At 55.3% G+C, this 18,106-nt stretch carries 16 protein-coding genes; 12 read left to right on the plus strand and 4 right to left on the minus strand.

What is annotated here, in order from left to right:
* Positions 1-44 precede the first annotated feature (44 nt).
* From CMO10_RS11855 to yjfF, 3 genes are read left to right on the plus strand one after another with little or no spacing between them, the layout of a single operon-like run.
* The gene (locus CMO10_RS11855) at positions 45-1,541 is read left to right on the plus strand and encodes a sugar ABC transporter ATP-binding protein (protein ID WP_297022307.1); all 1,497 of its coding nucleotides are present in this window, start codon (positions 45-47) and stop codon (positions 1,539-1,541) included.
* Between the two features lie 41 nt (positions 1,542-1,582).
* Positions 1,583-2,602, plus strand: coding sequence for an ABC transporter permease (locus CMO10_RS11860; RefSeq protein WP_297022310.1), 1,020 nt, complete (start codon positions 1,583-1,585; stop codon positions 2,600-2,602).
* Entirely contained in the window at positions 2,589-3,566 is a 978-nt protein-coding gene (yjfF, locus tag CMO10_RS11865; protein ID WP_297022312.1) for a galactofuranose ABC transporter, permease protein YjfF, read from the plus strand. Before CMO10_RS11860 ends, yjfF begins: the two co-directional genes overlap by 14 nt.
* Before the next feature lie 104 nt (positions 3,567-3,670).
* Here yjfF and CMO10_RS11870 read toward each other — a convergent pair whose 3' ends face one another.
* Positions 3,671-4,420, minus strand: a complete 750-nt coding sequence (locus CMO10_RS11870) for a FadR/GntR family transcriptional regulator (RefSeq protein WP_297022315.1) — start codon at positions 4,418-4,420, stop codon at positions 3,671-3,673.
* Positions 4,421-4,971: 551 nt separating this feature from the next.
* Here CMO10_RS11870 and CMO10_RS11875 point away from each other — a divergent pair.
* On the plus strand, positions 4,972-5,745 hold the full coding sequence (locus CMO10_RS11875) for an SDR family NAD(P)-dependent oxidoreductase (protein WP_297022317.1): 774 nt from the start codon (positions 4,972-4,974) through the stop codon (positions 5,743-5,745).
* A 58-nt stretch (positions 5,746-5,803) separates the two neighbouring features.
* A complete protein-coding gene (araD1, locus tag CMO10_RS11880) occupies positions 5,804-6,793 on the plus strand; it encodes an AraD1 family protein (protein ID WP_297022319.1) in 990 nt (329 codons plus the stop codon).
* Positions 6,794-6,900: 107 nt separating this feature from the next.
* Here araD1 and CMO10_RS11885 read toward each other — a convergent pair whose 3' ends face one another.
* Positions 6,901-7,662 carry an IclR family transcriptional regulator gene (locus CMO10_RS11885; RefSeq protein ID WP_297022322.1) on the minus strand — a complete coding sequence of 254 codons (762 nt, stop codon included), beginning with the start codon at positions 7,660-7,662 and terminating at the stop codon, positions 6,901-6,903.
* 136 nt (positions 7,663-7,798) lie between these two features.
* On the opposite strand from CMO10_RS11885, the gene CMO10_RS11890 reads away from it, so the two are divergent.
* The 5 genes from CMO10_RS11890 to CMO10_RS11910 all read left to right on the plus strand — a co-directional run bounded on the left by CMO10_RS11890 (position 7,799) and on the right by CMO10_RS11910 (position 13,306).
* Positions 7,799-9,526, plus strand: a complete 1,728-nt coding sequence (locus CMO10_RS11890) for a thiamine pyrophosphate-requiring protein (RefSeq protein WP_297022326.1) — start codon at positions 7,799-7,801, stop codon at positions 9,524-9,526.
* A gap of 174 nt (positions 9,527-9,700) precedes the next feature.
* Positions 9,701-11,515 (plus strand): alpha-amylase family glycosyl hydrolase, encoded by a 1,815-nt coding sequence (locus tag CMO10_RS11895; RefSeq protein WP_297022329.1) that lies wholly within the window; start codon positions 9,701-9,703, stop codon positions 11,513-11,515.
* Positions 11,516-11,755: 240 nt separating this feature from the next.
* Positions 11,756-12,205, plus strand: coding sequence for a hypothetical protein (locus CMO10_RS11900; protein WP_297022331.1), 450 nt, complete (start codon positions 11,756-11,758; stop codon positions 12,203-12,205).
* 113 nt (positions 12,206-12,318) lie between these two features.
* Positions 12,319-12,816, plus strand: coding sequence for a hypothetical protein (locus tag CMO10_RS11905; protein WP_297022333.1), 498 nt, complete (start codon positions 12,319-12,321; stop codon positions 12,814-12,816).
* A 13-nt stretch (positions 12,817-12,829) separates the two neighbouring features.
* Positions 12,830-13,306 carry a PAS domain-containing protein gene (locus CMO10_RS11910; protein ID WP_297022336.1) on the plus strand — a complete coding sequence of 159 codons (477 nt, stop codon included), beginning with the start codon at positions 12,830-12,832 and terminating at the stop codon, positions 13,304-13,306.
* Positions 13,307-13,326: 20 nt separating this feature from the next.
* On the opposite strand, the gene CMO10_RS11915 is transcribed toward CMO10_RS11910, so the two are convergent.
* Both CMO10_RS11915 and CMO10_RS11920 read right to left on the minus strand, forming a co-directional pair.
* The gene (locus CMO10_RS11915; protein ID WP_044826873.1) at positions 13,327-14,559 is read right to left on the minus strand and encodes a glycosyltransferase family protein; all 1,233 of its coding nucleotides are present in this window, start codon (positions 14,557-14,559) and stop codon (positions 13,327-13,329) included.
* Positions 14,552-15,391: an HAD-IIB family hydrolase gene (locus tag CMO10_RS11920; RefSeq protein WP_297022341.1), complete on the minus strand. Its 840-nt coding sequence runs from the start codon at positions 15,389-15,391 to the stop codon at positions 14,552-14,554. Before CMO10_RS11920 ends, CMO10_RS11915 begins: the two co-directional genes overlap by 8 nt.
* Before the next feature lie 289 nt (positions 15,392-15,680).
* Here CMO10_RS11920 and CMO10_RS11925 point away from each other — a divergent pair, with 289 nt between their 5' ends.
* Both CMO10_RS11925 and pobA read left to right on the plus strand, forming a co-directional pair.
* Positions 15,681-16,553 carry a substrate-binding periplasmic protein gene (locus CMO10_RS11925; RefSeq protein ID WP_297022344.1) on the plus strand — a complete coding sequence of 291 codons (873 nt, stop codon included), beginning with the start codon at positions 15,681-15,683 and terminating at the stop codon, positions 16,551-16,553.
* 212 nt (positions 16,554-16,765) lie between these two features.
* A complete protein-coding gene (gene pobA, locus CMO10_RS11930) occupies positions 16,766-17,932 on the plus strand; it encodes a 4-hydroxybenzoate 3-monooxygenase (protein ID WP_297022346.1) in 1,167 nt (388 codons plus the stop codon).
* The last annotated feature ends 174 nt before the right edge of the window (positions 17,933-18,106 follow it).

Consider the following 18,106-nt stretch of genomic DNA (forward strand, 5'->3'; position numbering starts at 1 on the left):
CCGCGACAAAAGATTTCAGAAGAAGACAGGGAGAGGGGCAGGTTATGTCTAACGCAGTGCTTTCAGTGCGCGGTGCGGGGAAGTTCTTTCCCGGCGTCAAGGCGCTGGAGGATGTTGATTTCGACCTTGAAGCAGGCGAAATCCACGCCCTTCTGGGCGAAAACGGGGCCGGGAAATCGACCCTGATCAAGGTAATTACCGGCGTGCATCCCCGCGATGCCGGTGCCGTCCTGCTTGATGGGCAGGAAATCCATCCGCAGCATCCCGGCGATGCGCAGGGGTTGGGGATTTCGACGGTCTATCAGGAAGTCAATCTGGTGCCGACCTTGTCGGTGGCCGAAAACCTGATGTTGGAACGTCAAACCCGGAAATTCGGCCTGATTTCATGGAAAAAGACCGAGGCCGACGCCAAGGCAGCACTTGACACCCTTGGTCTTGATATTGATGTCAATCGACCGTTGGGTTCCTATTCGGTCGCCATTCAACAGCTTGTGGCGATTGCGCGCGCCGTCGCCCTTGATGCCAAGGTGCTTATCCTTGATGAGCCGACAGCATCCCTTGATGGCGAGGAAATCCAGACACTTTTCCGCATCATGCGCGAACTTCGCGCCAAGGGACTAGGCATTGTCTTTGTTACCCACTTCCTTGATCAGGTCTATGCCGTCACCGACCGGATCACGGTGCTGCGCAACGGGCGACTGGTTGGAACGTTTGTCACCAGAGAGCTCGCACAGATTGATCTAATCAATCACATGCTGGGCCGCGAGCTTGCCGAAGTCAGTGCCCACCGTCATCAGGATGAGGGCAACTATAACGGCCCAATACGCCAGATCCAGATCAAGAACCTTGGCAAGAAGCGCGTGCTGGAGCCGGTGTCGCTTGATCTCAAGGCTGGCGAGATTGTCGGTCTGGCCGGGCTTTTGGGATCCGGTCGAACGGAACTATCCGAACTGGTGTTTGGCACGCAGCGTGCGGATAGCGGACTTGTGTTTTTGGATGGCGAGCCGGTCATGCTGCGCTCTCCGCGTCATGCGATCCGGTCTGGCTTCGGGCTTTGCCCGGAAGATCGCAAGCAGGACGGCATCGTTGCCGAACTGAGTGTGCGTGAAAACATCGTGCTGGCCCTTCAGGGACGGCGGGGCTGGTTGCGCCCGATCCCGCGCGCCGAGCAGCAGCAGTTTGCTGATGACATGATCATGGCGCTGGGTATCGCCACACCCGATAGTGAGAAGCCCGTAGGGCAACTTAGTGGCGGCAATCAGCAAAAAGTTATTCTGGCCCGCTGGTTGGTGTCCAAGCCGATCCTGCTGATCCTTGATGAACCGACACGCGGCATCGATGTCGGTGCACATGCCGACATCATCAAGCTGATCAAGGAGCTCTGCGACGAGGGGCTGGCGTTGCTTGTGGCATCAAGCGAGCTTGAGGAAATTGTCGCCTTTGCCGACCGGGTTGCGGTGATGCGTGATCGCGAAAAGGTTTCCGAACTTGTCGGTGCCGAGATCACGCAAGACAACATCATCGAGGCGATCGCACGATGACCAGTTTGCAAGACAAAAAGAAATTACGGGAAAGCAGCACCATGTCTGCATCTTCTTTGATAAGTCGGCCTTGGTTTGGCCCGGTCGCGGCACTGATTTTGATCGTGCTGGGGATCGGGGTGATTTCACCCGACTTCTTTAACATCCGCATTGTGGACGGGCATCTGTATGGATCGCTGGTCGATGTGGTGCATCGCGGGGCGTCCACGGCCCTTGTCGCGGTCGGTATGGCAATCGTAATCGGCACGCGTGGCATTGACCTTTCGGTCGGCTCGATCATTGCCATATCGGGTGCGGTGATGGCGGTTTTGATCCGCGATACCGACCTGCATCCGGCTGTGATCATTCTGGCCGCCCTTGGTGCGGGGGTGTTGTGCGGCTTGTGGAATGGCGTTCTTGTCGCCTTTCTCGATATCCAGCCGATTATTGCCACCCTGATCCTGATGGTGGCCGGGCGCGGTATTGCCCAGATGATCACCGGCGGGCAGATCGTGACCTTCCACGGGGAGTTCTTTGAGGCGATTGGTAGTGGCTATTTATTGGGTATTCCCTGGCGGGTGATCATTGCGGCCGCCGTGATTGCCGCGATCTATTTCATCATGCGCCGGACCGCCTTGGGCCTGTTTGTTGAATCGGTTGGCGGCAATGCGCGTGCGAGCCGGGTGGCGGGCATTGATGCACGCGGCATCAAGTTGATGGCCTATGCTGCATCCGGGCTTTGCTCCGCCTTCGCCGGGATCATTATCGCCGCCGACATCCGTGGGGCCGATGCCAACAATGCCGGTTTGTGGCTTGAACTTGATGCCATTCTGGCGGTGGTGATCGGTGGTGCGTCCTTGATGGGCGGGCGGTTCTTTATTGGCATGACCGTGATTGGCGTTCTGATCATTCAGGCGCTGACGACGGGGATTTTGCTTTCGGGGCTGCCATCTCAATACACCCTGATCGTCAAGGCGGCTGTGGTGATGATTGTTCTTCTGGTGCAGGCACCAAAATCCCGTGAACTGGTCGGGCAGGCGGTGGAACGTTTGAAGCGGGGGAAATCCGATGAAAATCAATGAACGCTTTTATCCGATCCTTGCCACGCTTGCGGTTCTCGTACTGCTGTATGGCTACGGGATTTTTGAACATCGCGCCTTTTCCGATACCTATGTTCTGGGCGCGCTTCTGACCGACAATGCCTTTCTGATCATAACGGCCGTTGGCATGACCTTTGTCATCCTCTCTGGCGGGATTGATCTTTCGGTCGGCTCGATGATTGCCTTTATCGGGGTGCTGATGGCAGAGCTCGTCAGCGGCTTTGGCATGCATCCGGTCTTGGCGGCGTTGATTTCCCTGATTGTCGGGTCGGCGTTCGGGGCCTTCATGGGCGTGATCATCGCAAAGTTCGATATTCAGCCCTTTATCATCACACTTGCCGGGATGTTTTTCCTGCGCGGCATATGTTTCTTGATCAATCTGGATTCCGTTCCGATTGACCATCCGTTTGTTGCCGCCTTTAGCGGCTTCAAGGTGCCGTTGCCCGGACGGGGCTGGTTAACGGCATCAGCCCTTTTGATGCTGGCGACCGTGATTGGCGGGGTGGTGATTGCCCATTACACCCGCTTTGGGCGGAACGTTTATGCCATTGGTGGTGACCGGCATTCCGCCGAATTGCTGGGCATTCCGGTCGATAGTACGATCATTCGGGTTTATACCCTGTCGGGCTTTTTCAGTGCGCTGTCGGGTGTGGTGTTTGCCTTTTATACCGCATCGGCCTATCCATTGGCAGCCGTCGGGGTCGAGCTTGATGCGATTGCTGCGGTGGTGATTGGGGGCACGCTTCTGACCGGCGGGATGGGCTTTGTCATGGGGACGTTCTTTGGCGGGATCATCATGGGCGTGATCCAGACATTGATCGCCTTTGACGGCTCGCTCAATAGCTGGTGGACCAAGATCATGATTGGTGCGCTTCTGTTTGGCTTTATCGTCCTGCAACGCCTGATCACCCGATCCTTCTCCGGGATGCGGGCCGGGGCGACATAACCTTTGGTACCATCACAAACAAAGAAACGGGCACCAGTTGGTGCCCGTTTTATTTTGGTCGTGCGATAAGAAATGCTGCAGGTGGGCTGCAGCATAAATCCCGATTAAAGACCGATCTGATCCCAGTCGTGATCGACCGACATGCCAAGCTGCTGGCGCAACTGGCGCATGGTCCGGCGCAGCAATTTGTGCATGGTCGCGCGCGCTTCTTCGGGATCGCGGTGGCTGATTGCGGCATAAACCGCATGGTGATCGGGCAGGGACTGCACATGTGCGGCCGGGCCGCCCGATGACAGGCGGAATGATCCGATGAGTGCCGTTTCGATCAGCATGCCAAATGACTTCATGAAATCGTTGGCCGATGCATTCAGGATCGCCTGATGGAACTCAAGGTCGGTGATATAGACCGCCTCTGTGCCGCGCTCTGCACTTTCCATTGCGTCATAGGCATCCGAGATTGCCTTGATCTCTTCCTTGGTGGCGCGCACAGCGGCCATGGCGGCGGTATTGGGTTCAATGATCAGGCGGGTTTCAAACAGGGCATACAGAAATGCCGGGTCCGGATCCGGGAAGTGCCAGGACAGGACATCGGGATCAAGCAGGTTCCAGCTTGAGCGCGGCTTGACGCGGGTGCCGGTTTTCGGGCGGGATTCAATCAGCCCCTTGGCCGACAGGATCTTGATCGCTTCACGAAGCGCCGTGCGCGAGACATCAAGTGATTCACTTAATGCCGCCTCTGTCGGCAGGACATCGCCTGGCACCAGCTTGCCAGACACAATGCGTGCGCCTAGGTCGTGCGCAACAATGCTATGCAGGCTGCGTTTGGCATAAGTTCTCGACATGGTGGACGGCATATATTTCCTCCGGCGTGGCCCTGATTGGAAAGCAAAAGGCGAAAGGCCCGCTTTGTTATTATTCATATAATATGAATTAATGCGCAGGGCAACTTATCTGGCACCGCCAGGGATTTGTGCGACAAGGCATATATTTGGAAGGGGCCCGGATTGGGTGGGCGATGCGGTGATGCTCAACGCCAAGGTAATTGCGTATTTCATCAACTTATAAACTAGCTTTCGTGTAATCGAAAGAAAAGACTTCATGTTTGACGCTTGACAGCTTCGGATATCCTGATCATTAATGTTATTGTATGAAGAATAAAAACAACAAGATTATCAGGAGGAAACATCATGACGCCGTGTAAGGGCACACGCCCGGATCGTTAATCTGGTCCGGATCGCAAGGGCAGGCGTAGGAAGGAACAAGCCCCAAATAGCTTGTTCTGTTGCGCTGCAACGTTTGCGATGGATGTACTTTCTGTCAATTTTGGGTTGAAATCATGATGGCGATTACGGAGTTGCCGTGCGCCTGACAGCAGAAAAAACACATGACGGGAGATGAAACGATCATGTCTGATCGCATGCCGACACACTACACAAGCCTTGAAGACAAATCGGTATTCATCACCGGTGGCGCGTCGGGCATTGGCGAGGCGCTTGTGACCGCCTTCGTCGAACAAGGCGCAAAAGTTGCCTTTGTCGATATCATGGAAGATGCCGGCACTGCCCTTGTTGAAAAGCTTTCGAAGGATGCGCGCAATGCGCCGGTATTTATCAAATGCGATCTGACCGATATCCCGGCATTGCAGACAGCGGTCGCCAAGGCAGCCGAAATCAACGGTCCGATCACGGGCCTTTTGAACAATGCAGCCAATGATACCCGCCATAAATGGCAGGATGTGACGCCGGAATATTGGGATGAACGTCAGGCGATCAATATTCGCCCGTCCTTCTTCTCCATCCAGGCGGTGGCACCGATGATGCAAATGGCCGGTGGCGGCGCGATTATCAATTTCGGCTCTGTCAGCTGGATGATGGGGCAGGGCGGCATGCCCGGCTACACCACGGCAAAGGCCGCGACCCATGGCCTGACGCGCGGCATGGCACGTGACCTTGGCAAGGATCATATCCGGGTTAACACCCTTGTGCCGGGTTGGGTCATGACCCAGCGCCAGCTTGACCTTTGGGTCGATGAAGCAGCTGAACGTGAAATCGATGAACGCCAGTGCCTGAAAAACAAGGTAATGCCGGGTGACATTGCCCGCATGGCGCTTTTCCTGATTTCCGACGAAGCCCGCATGGTCACCGCGCAAAACTTTATCGTTGATGGCGGCTGGGTCTGATCCCTGTTGCCGACACCCTGATTTACACTGATAACCAAGACCGTTCAGGACAGAATTTATGAGACTGGTTCAATTTAAGGATACCGCCGGCGCGCAGCATGTTGCCGTGGTCGAAGACGAAAACACCCTGATCCCGCTCAAGGGCGTTTCCACCACCCGCGAACTTGCGACCATCGCACTTGCCAAGGGCATGACGATGATCGAGAAGGCCAAGGTGCGCATGGGCGACATCACGGTCGATTATAACGAGGTCGCGCGCGACGGCCGCCTTTTGCCGCCAATCACCCATGTCGACCCCGCGCATTTCCTGGTGACCGGAACGGGTCTTACCCATCTTGGTTCTGCTTCGGCACGGGCAAACATGCACAAGGCCGATAACAAGGATGCCAACGAAACCGATTCCATGAAGATGTTCCGTATGGGGGTTGAGGGCGGCAAGCCCAAGGCAGGCGAACATGGCGTGCAGCCGGAATGGTTCTATAAGGGTGATGGCTCCATCGTCGCCAACCCGGGTGCTGATATCCCAAGCCCGTCCTTCGCGCTGGATGGCAGCGAGGAACCCGAAATTGCTGCGGTCTATATCATTGACCATGACGGCACGCCGGTGCGCATCGGCTTTGCGATTGGCAACGAGTTTTCCGATCACGTGATGGAACGCCAGAATTACCTCTATCTGGCGCATTCAAAACTGCGCCATTGCGCGATGGGCCCGGAATTGCTGCTGGGTGATTTTCCCAGTCATGTCGAGGGTACCTCGCGCCTTTACCGCGATGGCGAGGTGATCTGGGAAAAGCCGTTCCTGAGCGGCGAAGACAACATGTCGCATTCGATTGCCAATCTTGAGTATCACCACTTCAAATATGACCTGTTCCGCCGTCCGGGCGATGTGCATGCCCATTTCTTCGGGACCGCGACGCTGAGCTTTGCCGATGGCATCACCACACAGGACGGCGACGAATTTGAAATCGAAGCCGCCCCGTTTGGCCGCCCGATCCGCAATCGCCTGATGAAGCAGGTCGAGCGTCCGCTGACCATTAAGGCAATCTGATTTTTCGAGACTCCCAAGGGGTGTAAAACACCCGTCTACCTCCAAACGACACGACTTCCCCCGGCCCGAATTGGGCTGGGGTTTCTTTTGCTTGATGTGCAAGCAGATCAGTCTTTGCCGTAAAGAACCTGTTGCGCAGCACGTGCTGCGGTTTGCAGTGCTGCCAGCAAGTGATCGCGGTTCTGATCAAGAGTTGTCGGCGATGCGCCAAACACCGAAAGAGCCGAGATCATCTTGCCGTGCTGGGTCGTGATCGGCACGGCGAGGGCATAGATGTCACGCTCGCGCTCGCCATTGTTGGTGGCAAAGCCCTGATCGCGGATAGTGGCGAGTTCAGCCTTTAGGGCGTTGATATCTGTGATGGTGTGGTCGGTCATGCCGGTCAGCTCGGCATTCTTGAAATAGCGGTCCTTATCATCGGGGCTCATGTGTGCCAGCCAGAGTTTGCCGTGGGCGGTACAAAAGGCATCAAGGCGCGAACCAATCCGGATATCAACATAAAGCGGGCGGTCGGGCAGGGCCTTGGCAATGCAGACGGCCATGTCGCGATCAAACTCGGTTGCCATGCAGGCTTCGCCAGTATCGCGCGCCAGATGATCAAGGATCGGTTGCAGGATGGTGGGCAGGTTGTCGCCCTGCAAAACACGTTCGCCCAGATCGGCAAACATATATCCCAACCGAAATACCCCGCGTGATGTCACTCGCAAGGCCCCGGCATGTACCAGCGTGTGCAGAAAGCGGTGGGCGGTAATCATGTTGATGCCAAGCGCATCAGCGGTTTCCTTGGCGGTCAGTTCGCTTTGCCCGGCGGCAAACAGATCAAGGATCTTGAACGCCTTGAGCACGGAACCATTGAGTTGGCTGGTCATCGGATTGCTTTGCCTCACGCAAACAGAAAGTGCGCCGCCGTCCCGTCTTGACGGGTAGCGGATTTCAATAATAAACTATATTATAAATAATATTTCAAATATAGAAATATTGAGCGAATAGATCAAGAGGCGTCTGATGAAAAGCGACAAGCAGGAAAATTCCGGTCAACTCACCCTGACTGCCGGCGGGGCGGTTCTGGCCCGCATGAAGGCGATCGGGATTGATTATATCTTTGCCAATTCCGGGACCGACTTTCCGCCGATCATCGAAGGTCTGGCGGAGGCCGCGGCAAAGGATATCGACCTGCCACACGCGCTGATCATGCCGCACGAAAATGCTGCGATGGGCATGGCGCATGGCTATTACCTTGCGACCGGCAAGACGCAGGCGGTGATGGCGCACACCAATGTCGGTCTTGCCAACTGCGCAATCGGTGCGATCAATGCCGCGACCGAGCATGTCCCGGTCGTCTTGATGTCGGGCCGAACGCCGGTGATGGAAAAGGGGCGACTGGGTGCACGCACCGTACCGATTGGCTGGGGTCAGGAAATGCGCGATCAGGCCGCATTGGTGCGGGAAAGTTCGAAATGGGAGTATGAGCTTAAATTCCCCGAACAGGTGCCCGATGTTGTCGATCGTGCCTATGCCATCGCATCATCCGTGCCCAAGGGGCCGACTTACGTTAGCCTGCCACGCGAAGTTCTGTGTGAACCCTGCCCAGGGGATGAAATCGATGGTCCGCTTCGCATGCAGCCGGTCCCCGTCGCCCCGCCGCAAGCATCGGTCGAGCAGGCCGCAGACATTCTGGCCAATGCCAAGAACCCGGTAATCATTGCTCAGCGCGGTATGGGCACAGCGGAGGCCTTCGGGCGCTTTGGTAATCTGGTGGATCAGTGGGGCATTCCGGTGGTGCAATACTGGGCGATCCAGCTTGCGATTGGGACCGAGCATCCAATGTTTGCCGGGATGGACCCAGCCCCTTGGCTTAAGGATGCCGATGCGGTGGTGGTGATTGATTGCCTCGCCCCCTGGTCACCCGATATCCATGATTTGAAACCTGACTGCAAAGTCATTCAGATCGGTCAGAACCCGCTTTATTCCCGCTTTCCGGGGCGCAACTTTGCTGCTGATATCTCGCTTGTTGGTGAAACCGGAGACGTGATCATGATGCTGGCGGATGCCATGGATCGCCGTCACGCCGACCACACATCGGTTTGCGCGGATCGTCGCGAAAAGATCGCCGCCATCAATGCCGAAACCCGCAAAAAGGCCCTGTCCATGGCCTATGCCGGGGCGGTGGACCCGATGACCAAGGCCTATGTTTCTCGTTGTCTTTCGGATGCGATTGCGGATCGTGCTGCCACGGTATTCTCGGAGCTTGGCTGCCCGCTGGAACCGCTGTCGCTTTCGGAACACAGCAGCTGGTATCAGGAACCGCATTCCGGCGGGCTTGGCTGGTCCTTCCCGGCCGCGATGGGCTATCAACTGGCGGATAAGGACAAGCTGGTCGTCGCCACAATGGGCGATGGATCCTATATGTTTGCCAACCCGACCGCCTGTCATCAGATTGCCGAGGCATTGGAACTGCCGATCCTGATCCTTGTTCTGAACAACAATGAATGGGGGGCGGTGCGTCAGTCGGTCGCGGGCATGTACCCGGATGGCTATGCGGCCAAAACCAACGAAATGCCGCTGACAGCGCTCAAACCAAGCCCCGATTTTACCAAGGTTGCCGAGGCCAGCCGGGCGTGGGTCGCCAAGGCCAAACGGCCCGAAGACCTGCCGGGTATTCTTCGCGATGCCATCAAGCATATCGACACCAACCGCACCCATGCGCTGGTCGAGGTGACGATAGCACCTTAATCATTTTCTGATGTAATTGCGCAAAGGTGCCCGGCATCGGTCCGGGCGCCTTTGTTTTACGTCGCTGCACTCTTTTGTGGCATCGCAAAATGCCTGCTTGCATCGCAGGCAAATTCATTATTTCATGAATTCGTGATTGTAATCATTTGAATTGCCTGCCCGGAAGGAACCAGTATGGATCGTGTCGTCGGAACCTCGGGACGGATTGCGTTTGCCAGCGCAATGCGCAACCTCCTTGCGGATGTGTATCCCGGGCACGACCATGCCGAACTGGTACGTCGCGTGTTCGAGGTTTTGGGCCTGCCGATCGAGGGCGATGGGCCAGAACCCTGCGAGGAATACTTGCGCAAGTGGGATCAGCGCGATGCATTTTTGATCACCTATGGCGACAGCATCCAGCAGGACGGAAAAAAGGGTCTGCAAAGCCTTGGCGAGTTTCATCGCAAGTGGCTGAAAGACTGGCTGACAGGCATTCATATCCTGCCATTCCATCCCTTTACATCCGATGACGGCTTTTCGGTCAGCGATTTCGATATGCTACGCCCGGAATTGGGCGACTGGAGCGATGTCGAGGATCTGGCAAAGCACGGTACGGTAATGGCCGATCTGGTGGCCAACCATATCTCGGCTTCGCATCCCTGGTATCAGCAGTTTTTGGCCGGCGAGAAGCCCGGGATTGATTACATCAAGACCGCAAGCCTAGAAGACGATTTGTCCGATGTCGTGCGCCCGCGCAGTCATGCATTGCTCAATCACGTGGTGACCAAGGACGGTGAAAAGCAGGTTTGGTGTACGTTTAGCTACGATCAGGTCGATCTGGATTACGGCAATCCGGATGTGTTTTTCGAAATGCTCAAGGTCGTTCTGAACTACCTCAGGCATGGAGTGCGGGTGGTTCGGCTCGATGCCATCGGCTTTATCTGGAAGGAAGTCGGGACGACCTCGATCAACCTTGATCAGACGCACAAACTGATCAAGGCAATGCGTCTGGCGTGCAATGCTGTGCATCCCGATGTGCTGTTCATTACCGAGACCAATTTGCCGCTTCTCGAAAACCTGTCCTATTTCGGTAATCAGGACGAAGCACATCTGATTTATAACTTCTCGCTGCCGCCGGTGATCATTCATGCGCTGCTGAGCGGCCGGAGTGATTTTATCCGCAAATGCATCATGGCGATGCCCCCAGCACCGGCGGGCTGTACGTTCTTTAACTTCACGGCCAGCCATGATGGCATTGGTTTGCGTCCAGCCGAAAACCTGATCCCCGATGAGGACATCGAGGGCTTGCGTGATCACGCGGTCAAGATGGGCGGGCAGGTCAGTTACCGTGCGCTCAAGGGCGGTGGGCAGAAGCCCTATGAGCTTAATGTCACGCTGTTTAGCATGCTGGCGGAGAACTTCGCTGGTGAAGCCACCATGGGGCTTGAGCGTTTTGTCATGAGCCAGGCGATTGCCATGTCGCTTGAAGGTATTCCGGCTGTTTATATCCAGACCATTCTGGCGACCGAGAACGATCAGACGGCCTATGAGGAAACGGGTATTCCGCGGCGTCTGAACCGCAAAATCTGGAAACTAGATGATGCAGAGGAAACGCTGACGCGCGAAGGATCGGCGCGCTCGGCCTTTGATCAGTTGCGTGCCCTGATGTCGATCCGCCAGGGACAACCGGCCTTCCACCCGAATGCCACGCAATATACGCTGAACCTTGGTCCCGACCTTTTGGGCGTGTGGCGGCAATCGCATCTGAATGAGCAGAGCATTTTCTGCGTCTTTAACCTGACGGAACACCCGCAGGATCTGGATCTGTCAAAGATCAACCTGATCATGACGGAAGGCTGGCAGGACCTGATCACCCAGCAGGTGGTCGGCGACTATAACGGTGTGATGAAGCTGGCCCCGTATCAAATCGTCTGGATATCAAACATGGACGGCCGCAACCGCACCGAAAGCCGCCTTCTGCAGCGCTATCGGGATGCTATGCCGGTTTAGGGGCTGTGGGGCGATGGAAAGGTGCTATCCGCTGCTGATTTGTAATATGTTCAGTGGCTTCTTTTACATTGGATCTGTTTGCTACCGCGCTGCTTAAAATCATTCCATTGTGAAGAGATGATGAAGTGCGGAAACGCTGTTGCGTCGCGGTATTTTTTCCTTGTATACGTCAGTATAGAATTGAAGGTCTCAGGGGCATGACGCGCGATGGCTTATGCGCAGGAAGTTTGGATTCCGCACTTGCCCGATGATACAGATCACCGCGTTCGGGCATATGTAGAAACGTGGTGGGATGCAGCGCGTAACGGACAAGTACCTGATCGCAAGCGGCTGAATGCAGACGTCCTGTCACAATGGGTCGACGATATTTCTATTTATGAATATCTCCCCGACAGACGCGACTTCGTCATTCGCATTGATGCCTCCAACATCATCGCGGTTAGCGGTGAATGTTATCAGGGCTGTTCCCCGCGCCAGATTGATCTTGATTTCGGCACCACCGTTTATCCCGCCTTGCTTGAAGTCGTCGATACCGGCAAGCCGGCCTTTTGCCGGGTTGGTTATGAACGCGCAAGCTGGGAAGAATGGCTGCGGGGGATGCTCCCCGTGCGGACCACGGATCGTGCCGGAAGACCCATCAAGCAGGTCTTTGTCAGCCATTTTCTTTATCGTGGCGGGCAGGACGCTTAATCAGGCAAGCATCCGCTTGGCTTATTAGTTCTGTCTTATTGACCTGTGGCGCTTGTTTCCCGCCCCGCTGTCCCCAAGTGAATGAAGGGGAGAGACTTTGGGTTGCAAAGCCGATGCACGATGCTTCCGATATTGAACTTGCACAGTTGCCCGACGGCGTCGATGGCAATATCCGCGCCTTTGTTGATAGCTGGTACGAAGCCCTTGGCGATTGTCGGGAGGGCGAGTTGCCATCGCGTGCGATCCTGAATGCGCAGCGTCTTGCCCGTTGGCGCGATGATATCAGCATCTATGAATTCCAGCCCGAAAAGGATGACTTTCTGATCCGGCTTTCGGCCCCTTCGAGCATCGAAAGTACCGGTGAGAACTTTCAGGGCAGTACCCCGCGCGTGATCGATTTGAAATACGGCACCTTTCTGATGCAGGCGCTCCGCAAGACGCTGCAGATCAAGCGCCCGACCTTCCATCATATCAGCGTCGATGGCCTGAATGGTGAAAGGCAATACTGGTTGCGCGTTTTGCTCCCTTGTCAGACATCCGATCATTTCGCCGCACCGGTTTATCAGGTGCTTGGTGCACGCTTCGCCAGCATTCCGATGCACAAGATGTGAGGGAGCGACAAAGGTGAGCGGTATCGAGGAAAAGGAAGTTCCGCAAGATGTACTCGGCGATGATGCTCCGGCCAAGGCGCATGGTCTGCTGGCTTTCTGGAAATCCCATGCCATCGCTGGAAACCTGCCAACGCGCGATGATTTCAGTCCGGACCATCTAGCGCCCTGGATTGAGGACATATCGATCTATGAGTACGTCCCGGACAAGGACGATTTTCAGATCTTGCTTGAGGGGGAAAATATCGTTGCCCTGACAGGCGAGGATTGGCGCGGGGCGTTTGCGCGTGAGATCGACTGTCATTATTCCACAAGCCTGCATGCCGCCATGACGACAGCCCGCGTGACGGGCGCGCCGCAGATACACCATTTGCAGATTTTTCAGAAGGAATGGCAAAGTGGGCTGAGGTTGTTGCTGCCGGTCACGCTGCAAAAATCGGGCAAGGAAGACGTGCTTCAGGTCTTCCTTGCGATATTCCCGATCGACGAATAGGCACCTGAAAAGTCGGGCGCTTATTGCTTGCCGATTTCCATGTCATTGAGATCGTCTTCAACAGCACTTGAAAGCTGTTCAAAGATGTCGCCCATCGCACTTTCAACACGCTGCCAGCTTGGAATGAACGGGCTTTCCAGCGGGTTTTCCAGATAGTGCTGACCGGCGCTGATGATCACTTCCGAGAGAACCTCGACACAGTTTTCTTCTTCGTCGCGATTGATCTTAAGCCCGTTAAACAGGGCATCAGCGCGATATTGTTCAATCAGATCCAGTGCAACGCGGTAATAGGTTGCCTTGAGCGTGCGGAAAGTTTCCGGGGTAAATACCGTGCCCTGGGTTGCGAGTTTGCGGAACAGGGACTTGGCGATGTCACTTGCCATGCGTGACAGGCCGTCATCCTTTTGCGCCGGATCGAATTCGCGGTGCTTGTGATCATAGATATCAGCGATATCGACCTGGGCCAGACGATGGACCGTGTGATTGCGATACATTTCCGAAAGCATGGAAACCTCAAGCCCCCAGTCGGATGCCACACGCAGGCCATAGGCAACATCGGTGCGGATCGCCATTTCGCCCGACAGCGCGTAGCGGAAACAATCAAGGTAATTGAGGAAATCGGTCTTGCCGACAACCTGTTTGAGCGCGCGGATCAACGGCGTCACAAACAGTCGGCAAACACGACCCTTGAGCGTGCCATTGGCAACGCGGGCATAATAGCCTTTGGCAAAGGCAAAGTTAAACGCCGGGTTGGCGATCGGATACATCAGCTTGGCCGGCAGGTCCGGGGTGTAGGTCGCAATGTCGCAATCATGAATGCCAATGACCGAACTGCGGCCTGAAGCCAGCGTATAGCCAAGGCAATACCAGACGTTGCGGCCCTTGCCCGGCTCGTAACGGGCAAGATTGTTTTCATCGAGACGATCATGAACGCTGCGCAGGCGCGGGCCATCATTCCAAAGGATGCGCACATGCTGCGGCAGGTCCTTGAAGAATTCGCGCGCATGCAGGTATTGCTGCGCATCGGCGCGATCAAGTCCGACAACGATCTGGTCAATGTAGGTCGCCTGTTTGAGGCCCTCGACAATCGTTGTCATTGCCGGGGTTTCAAGTTCCGAATACAGGCATGGCAGGATCAGGGTCTGACGCCGTTGACGGGCAAAGGCGCTCATTTCATAGGCGAGTTCTTCCGGGTTTCGGTCAAGAATGCGATGAAGGGTTGTAATCGGGCCACCCTGATGGAAATCAGCCATGAAGTACCTCGCTGTTTTTATTGGTATTGATTATCTGATCCAGAATGTCGTTGACCGCTTTACTCCATCCGGCTGGGCCCGGTTCGGGCGCAATACGCAGATTGGAATGTTCGAGCAGCGGCAGGGTTCGTTTGCCGTGTTTGGACGGAATTTGAACGGCGTAATCGGCTTCGGCCAACATCGGAATGTCGTTCGGGGAGTCCCCAAGTGCGATCGTCGTAAAGCGCTGGTGCGTGCCATCTGCACTTTCTTGCAGCCAGGCAACACTTAGCCGTTCGACCATGCGGCGCATGGCGATGCCTTTGCTTGACGGGCCACACAGCGTGTGAAAACGGCCACCCTTGACCAGTGTAAGGTCCGCCTTTTCAGCGATTTTACGCGCGACGGCGATGTCTTTAGCGGCGGGTTGCCAGATCAGAGGGTCCGAACAGTGGCGCTGGCCCGCACGAATGGCATCTTCAAGCGGCAGGCCGGTTTCGGCTGCAATGACTTCGGGACTGACGGTGCGGAAACTGTCGACCGGGACTGTCACGGCGGATTTGATTTCTTCGCGCGTGCGGTCAACCGTTTCGGTCGCCGGGCCATATTGTTCGACATTGCCACCCAGCGCGATGACACCACCATTTTCGCCAATCAGCCCGTCAAACAGGCCAGACGTCTGATTGATATGTTCAAGTTCGGCGAGTGTTTTCGACGAAACCGCGATCAGGGGAATGGAAAGTTGTTTCAACCGGTCCAGCGCCGGGCGGGCATCCGTCCAGCTGTAGGTGTCATGATCCAGCAATGTGCCGTCAAGATCCGTAAAGACGGCGATGGCGCGGTTGTGAGGCATATTCCCGTTCTGTCGCGGTTTTCAATGTTTTGTCGGCCTATTGTGCAGAGCCGAAAAAATAACTTAGCACAGCGATCTCAAAGGATCGACTGTTCACAGGATGAAATTTTCATCACGGGGCAAAGGTGATGAAATATCACGCGTTTTCATACGATCACCGACACAGGTTTTGACTTTTGTGCGGTTTGCATCAAACTTGGCTGCGGCATCCATCGATAGTGGGGCCAAATAGTCCTGTTCATTGGCGTATGACTGCGCCCGTTTTCATCAGATCGGAGATCACAACGCCATGGCAACAAGACGGGCTGGTCACAGTGTGCGATCTCTCGTTGGGATGTTGACGGTTGCCATCGTGATTTTCAGCGCGTTGCCTTCCTTTGCGGCTCCGGACCCCTCCAAGGCAACTGGTTACGGGACTGAAATTCGCTTTGCTGTTGCAGAATGGCCGCCATTGGTTACCGAAGACCGGGAAGACTTCGGCAGGCTTTCGGCGCGGATTACCGAGATATTTTCTGCCATGGGCTATGAGGCCCGGTTTGATTTCCTGTCATGGCCGCGCGCATTGGAACTCACCCGGCGCGGAGACTATGTCGCAACATTCCCGTGGTTGCGCACCCCGGAACGAGTTGATGTCTTTCATATTCCAGTTTTTGCAATGGCGCGTGCTTTGCACAAAGGATTCTATAAAAAGTCGCGCTTTCCCGACGGGCTTGAGGTGACAGATTTCAATGATCTGGTCGAACTTGGTTTGCGACCGGTCGGCATTACCAGTTATTGGCATGCAGAAGAATTCGCAAAATACGGCATTACCGGTGAAATCGTTGCCAACCCGGAATCTGCCTGGCGGTTCCTTGAAGCCGGGCGTGCCGATATCCTGTTTGAAGAAGAAGAAGTTGGCTGGGTGGATTTGAAAAACACGCTGGGGGAGGCAGTTGCCGAGACCTATGCAACAACATCTGCCATCCCGACGAGTAACATGTTCATCCTGTTTTCGCGCCATCACCCCGATGGTGAGAGGCTAAAACTGGCCTTTGATGATTTCATGGCATCAGAGCAAGGGCAGGGCATCTGCGAACCATGGTCGATCTGTACACCCGAGGCACAAACCAAGGGTGATGCCAGCAACGACGCACCGGACGCGATATCAGATGGTGCAAACTGATAGCATGGACTGATTGTCGCTAAGGGTGGCAGCTAAAACCAGATCCGCTATCAGCTATAACCAAACCCAGATACATGTTCGATTTGTCCAATCATTATCCCGGTTTGTCCATTCTGTGCATGCGTTAACAGGCGTATTGTTTCCGCAATGGAACGGTTCTTGTTCCAATTCAAAAACAGAATCAAAAACCGTGATCTTGTGAGGAAATCGTCATGCATGTCCCTGTCGTAATCATCGGTTCAGGCCCGGCCGGTCTGCTGCTGTCGCATCTTCTGCATGTGCAGGGGATCGATTCCGTTATTCTTGAACGCAAAAGCCGCGACTATGTCGAAGGCCGCATTCGTGCGGGCGTTCTGGAAATGGGGGCAGTCAACCTGATGAAACGTGTGGGCGTTGATGCCCGTATGAACAAGGAAGGCATCATCCATGGCGGTATCTATATCAGTGTGAATGGCAAGCGCACCCATGTGAACATGGAAGAGCTGACCGGTGGATCGACCGTGATGATCTATGGTCAGACCGAGGTCACGAAGGACCTGATCCAGGCGCGGCTCGACCATGGTGGCGAAATCATCTTTGAGGCCGAAGATGTCAGCCTGCATGACATAAATGGCGACACGCCAAGTGTTCGATATGTCAAGGATGGCAATGCGCTTGAACTGACCTGCGACTATATTGCGGCCTGTGACGGCTTCCACGGTGTCGGTCGCAAGACCCTGCCGGGTGTGCAGGAATTTGAAAAGGTCTATCCGTTCGGCTGGCTAGGTGTTCTGGCCCATGCAAAGCCGGTTGCAGATGAACTGATCTATGCCAAGCATGATCGTGGTTTTGCCCTGTGTTCGATGCGTTCGGACAAGGTTGTGCGCCACTATGTTCAGGTGCCGATTACCGACAAGATCGAAGATTGGTCTGATGATCGCTTCTGGAACGAGCTTCGCACCCGCCTTGGCGAGGAAGACGCCGAACTGGTCAATGAAGGCGAAGTGTTTGAAAAAAGCATCGCACCGCTGAGAAGCTTTGTTGCAGAACCGATGCAGCATGGCCGCCTGTTCCTTGCCGGTGATGCCGCCCATATTGTGCCGCCGACCGGGGCAAAGGGGCTTAACCTTGCCGCAAGTGACGTGCACTACCTGTCCGAAGCCCTGATTGCGAAATTCAAATCCAACCGTGAAGACCTTCTGGCAAGCTATTCCGATACGGCACTCGCGCGTGTCTGGAAGGCAGAGCGGTTCTCGTGGTGGATGACCTCCATGCTGCACACCTTTGGCGATCAGAAGGAATTTGATGGCCGCATTCGGGATGCAGAACTTGAATATATCCTGTCGTCAAAAGCAGGTTTGAAAACCCTGTCGGAAAATTACGTCGGTTTGCCTTACTGATCGGCGTAACGGGGATACCCACCCCCGAAGGAGAAGTCCCGCTCTCCATATCCGCCCAGAGTTCCGACAGGCATGAGACGGCCCGCAACCCACGCGGGCCGTTTCTTTTTGGGTGTTTATCCGAACTATTTTAAGGTCATGCCCCGAAATCATCACATTTGGTGCGGGAACCAA

The sequence above is a fragment of the Thalassospira sp. genome, from assembly GCF_002709775.1.
Lineage (GTDB): Bacteria > Pseudomonadota > Alphaproteobacteria > Rhodospirillales > Thalassospiraceae > Thalassospira.

Excerpts from the sequence above, each read along its gene's own strand:
- CMO10_RS11855 (WP_297022307.1), top strand. The coding sequence starts at position 45 with ATGTCTAACGCAGTGCTTTCAGTGCGCGGTGCGGGGAAGTTCTTTCCC.
- CMO10_RS11860 (WP_297022310.1), top strand. The coding sequence starts at position 1,583 with ATGTCTGCATCTTCTTTGATAAGTCGGCCTTGGTTTGGCCCGGTCGCG.
- yjfF (WP_297022312.1), top strand. The coding sequence starts at position 2,589 with ATGAAAATCAATGAACGCTTTTATCCGATCCTTGCCACGCTTGCGGTT.
- CMO10_RS11870 (WP_297022315.1), bottom strand. The coding sequence starts at position 4,420 with ATGCCGTCCACCATGTCGAGAACTTATGCCAAACGCAGCCTGCATAGC.
- CMO10_RS11875 (WP_297022317.1), top strand. The coding sequence starts at position 4,972 with ATGTCTGATCGCATGCCGACACACTACACAAGCCTTGAAGACAAATCG.
- araD1 (WP_297022319.1), top strand. The coding sequence starts at position 5,804 with ATGAGACTGGTTCAATTTAAGGATACCGCCGGCGCGCAGCATGTTGCC.
- CMO10_RS11885 (WP_297022322.1), bottom strand. The coding sequence starts at position 7,662 with ATGACCAGCCAACTCAATGGTTCCGTGCTCAAGGCGTTCAAGATCCTT.
- CMO10_RS11890 (WP_297022326.1), top strand. The coding sequence starts at position 7,799 with ATGAAAAGCGACAAGCAGGAAAATTCCGGTCAACTCACCCTGACTGCC.
- CMO10_RS11895 (WP_297022329.1), top strand. The coding sequence starts at position 9,701 with ATGGATCGTGTCGTCGGAACCTCGGGACGGATTGCGTTTGCCAGCGCA.
- CMO10_RS11905 (WP_297022333.1), top strand. The coding sequence starts at position 12,319 with ATGCACGATGCTTCCGATATTGAACTTGCACAGTTGCCCGACGGCGTC.
- CMO10_RS11915 (WP_044826873.1), bottom strand. The coding sequence starts at position 14,559 with ATGGCTGATTTCCATCAGGGTGGCCCGATTACAACCCTTCATCGCATT.
- CMO10_RS11920 (WP_297022341.1), bottom strand. The coding sequence starts at position 15,391 with ATGCCTCACAACCGCGCCATCGCCGTCTTTACGGATCTTGACGGCACA.
- CMO10_RS11925 (WP_297022344.1), top strand. The coding sequence starts at position 15,681 with ATGGCAACAAGACGGGCTGGTCACAGTGTGCGATCTCTCGTTGGGATG.
- pobA (WP_297022346.1), top strand. The coding sequence starts at position 16,766 with ATGCATGTCCCTGTCGTAATCATCGGTTCAGGCCCGGCCGGTCTGCTG.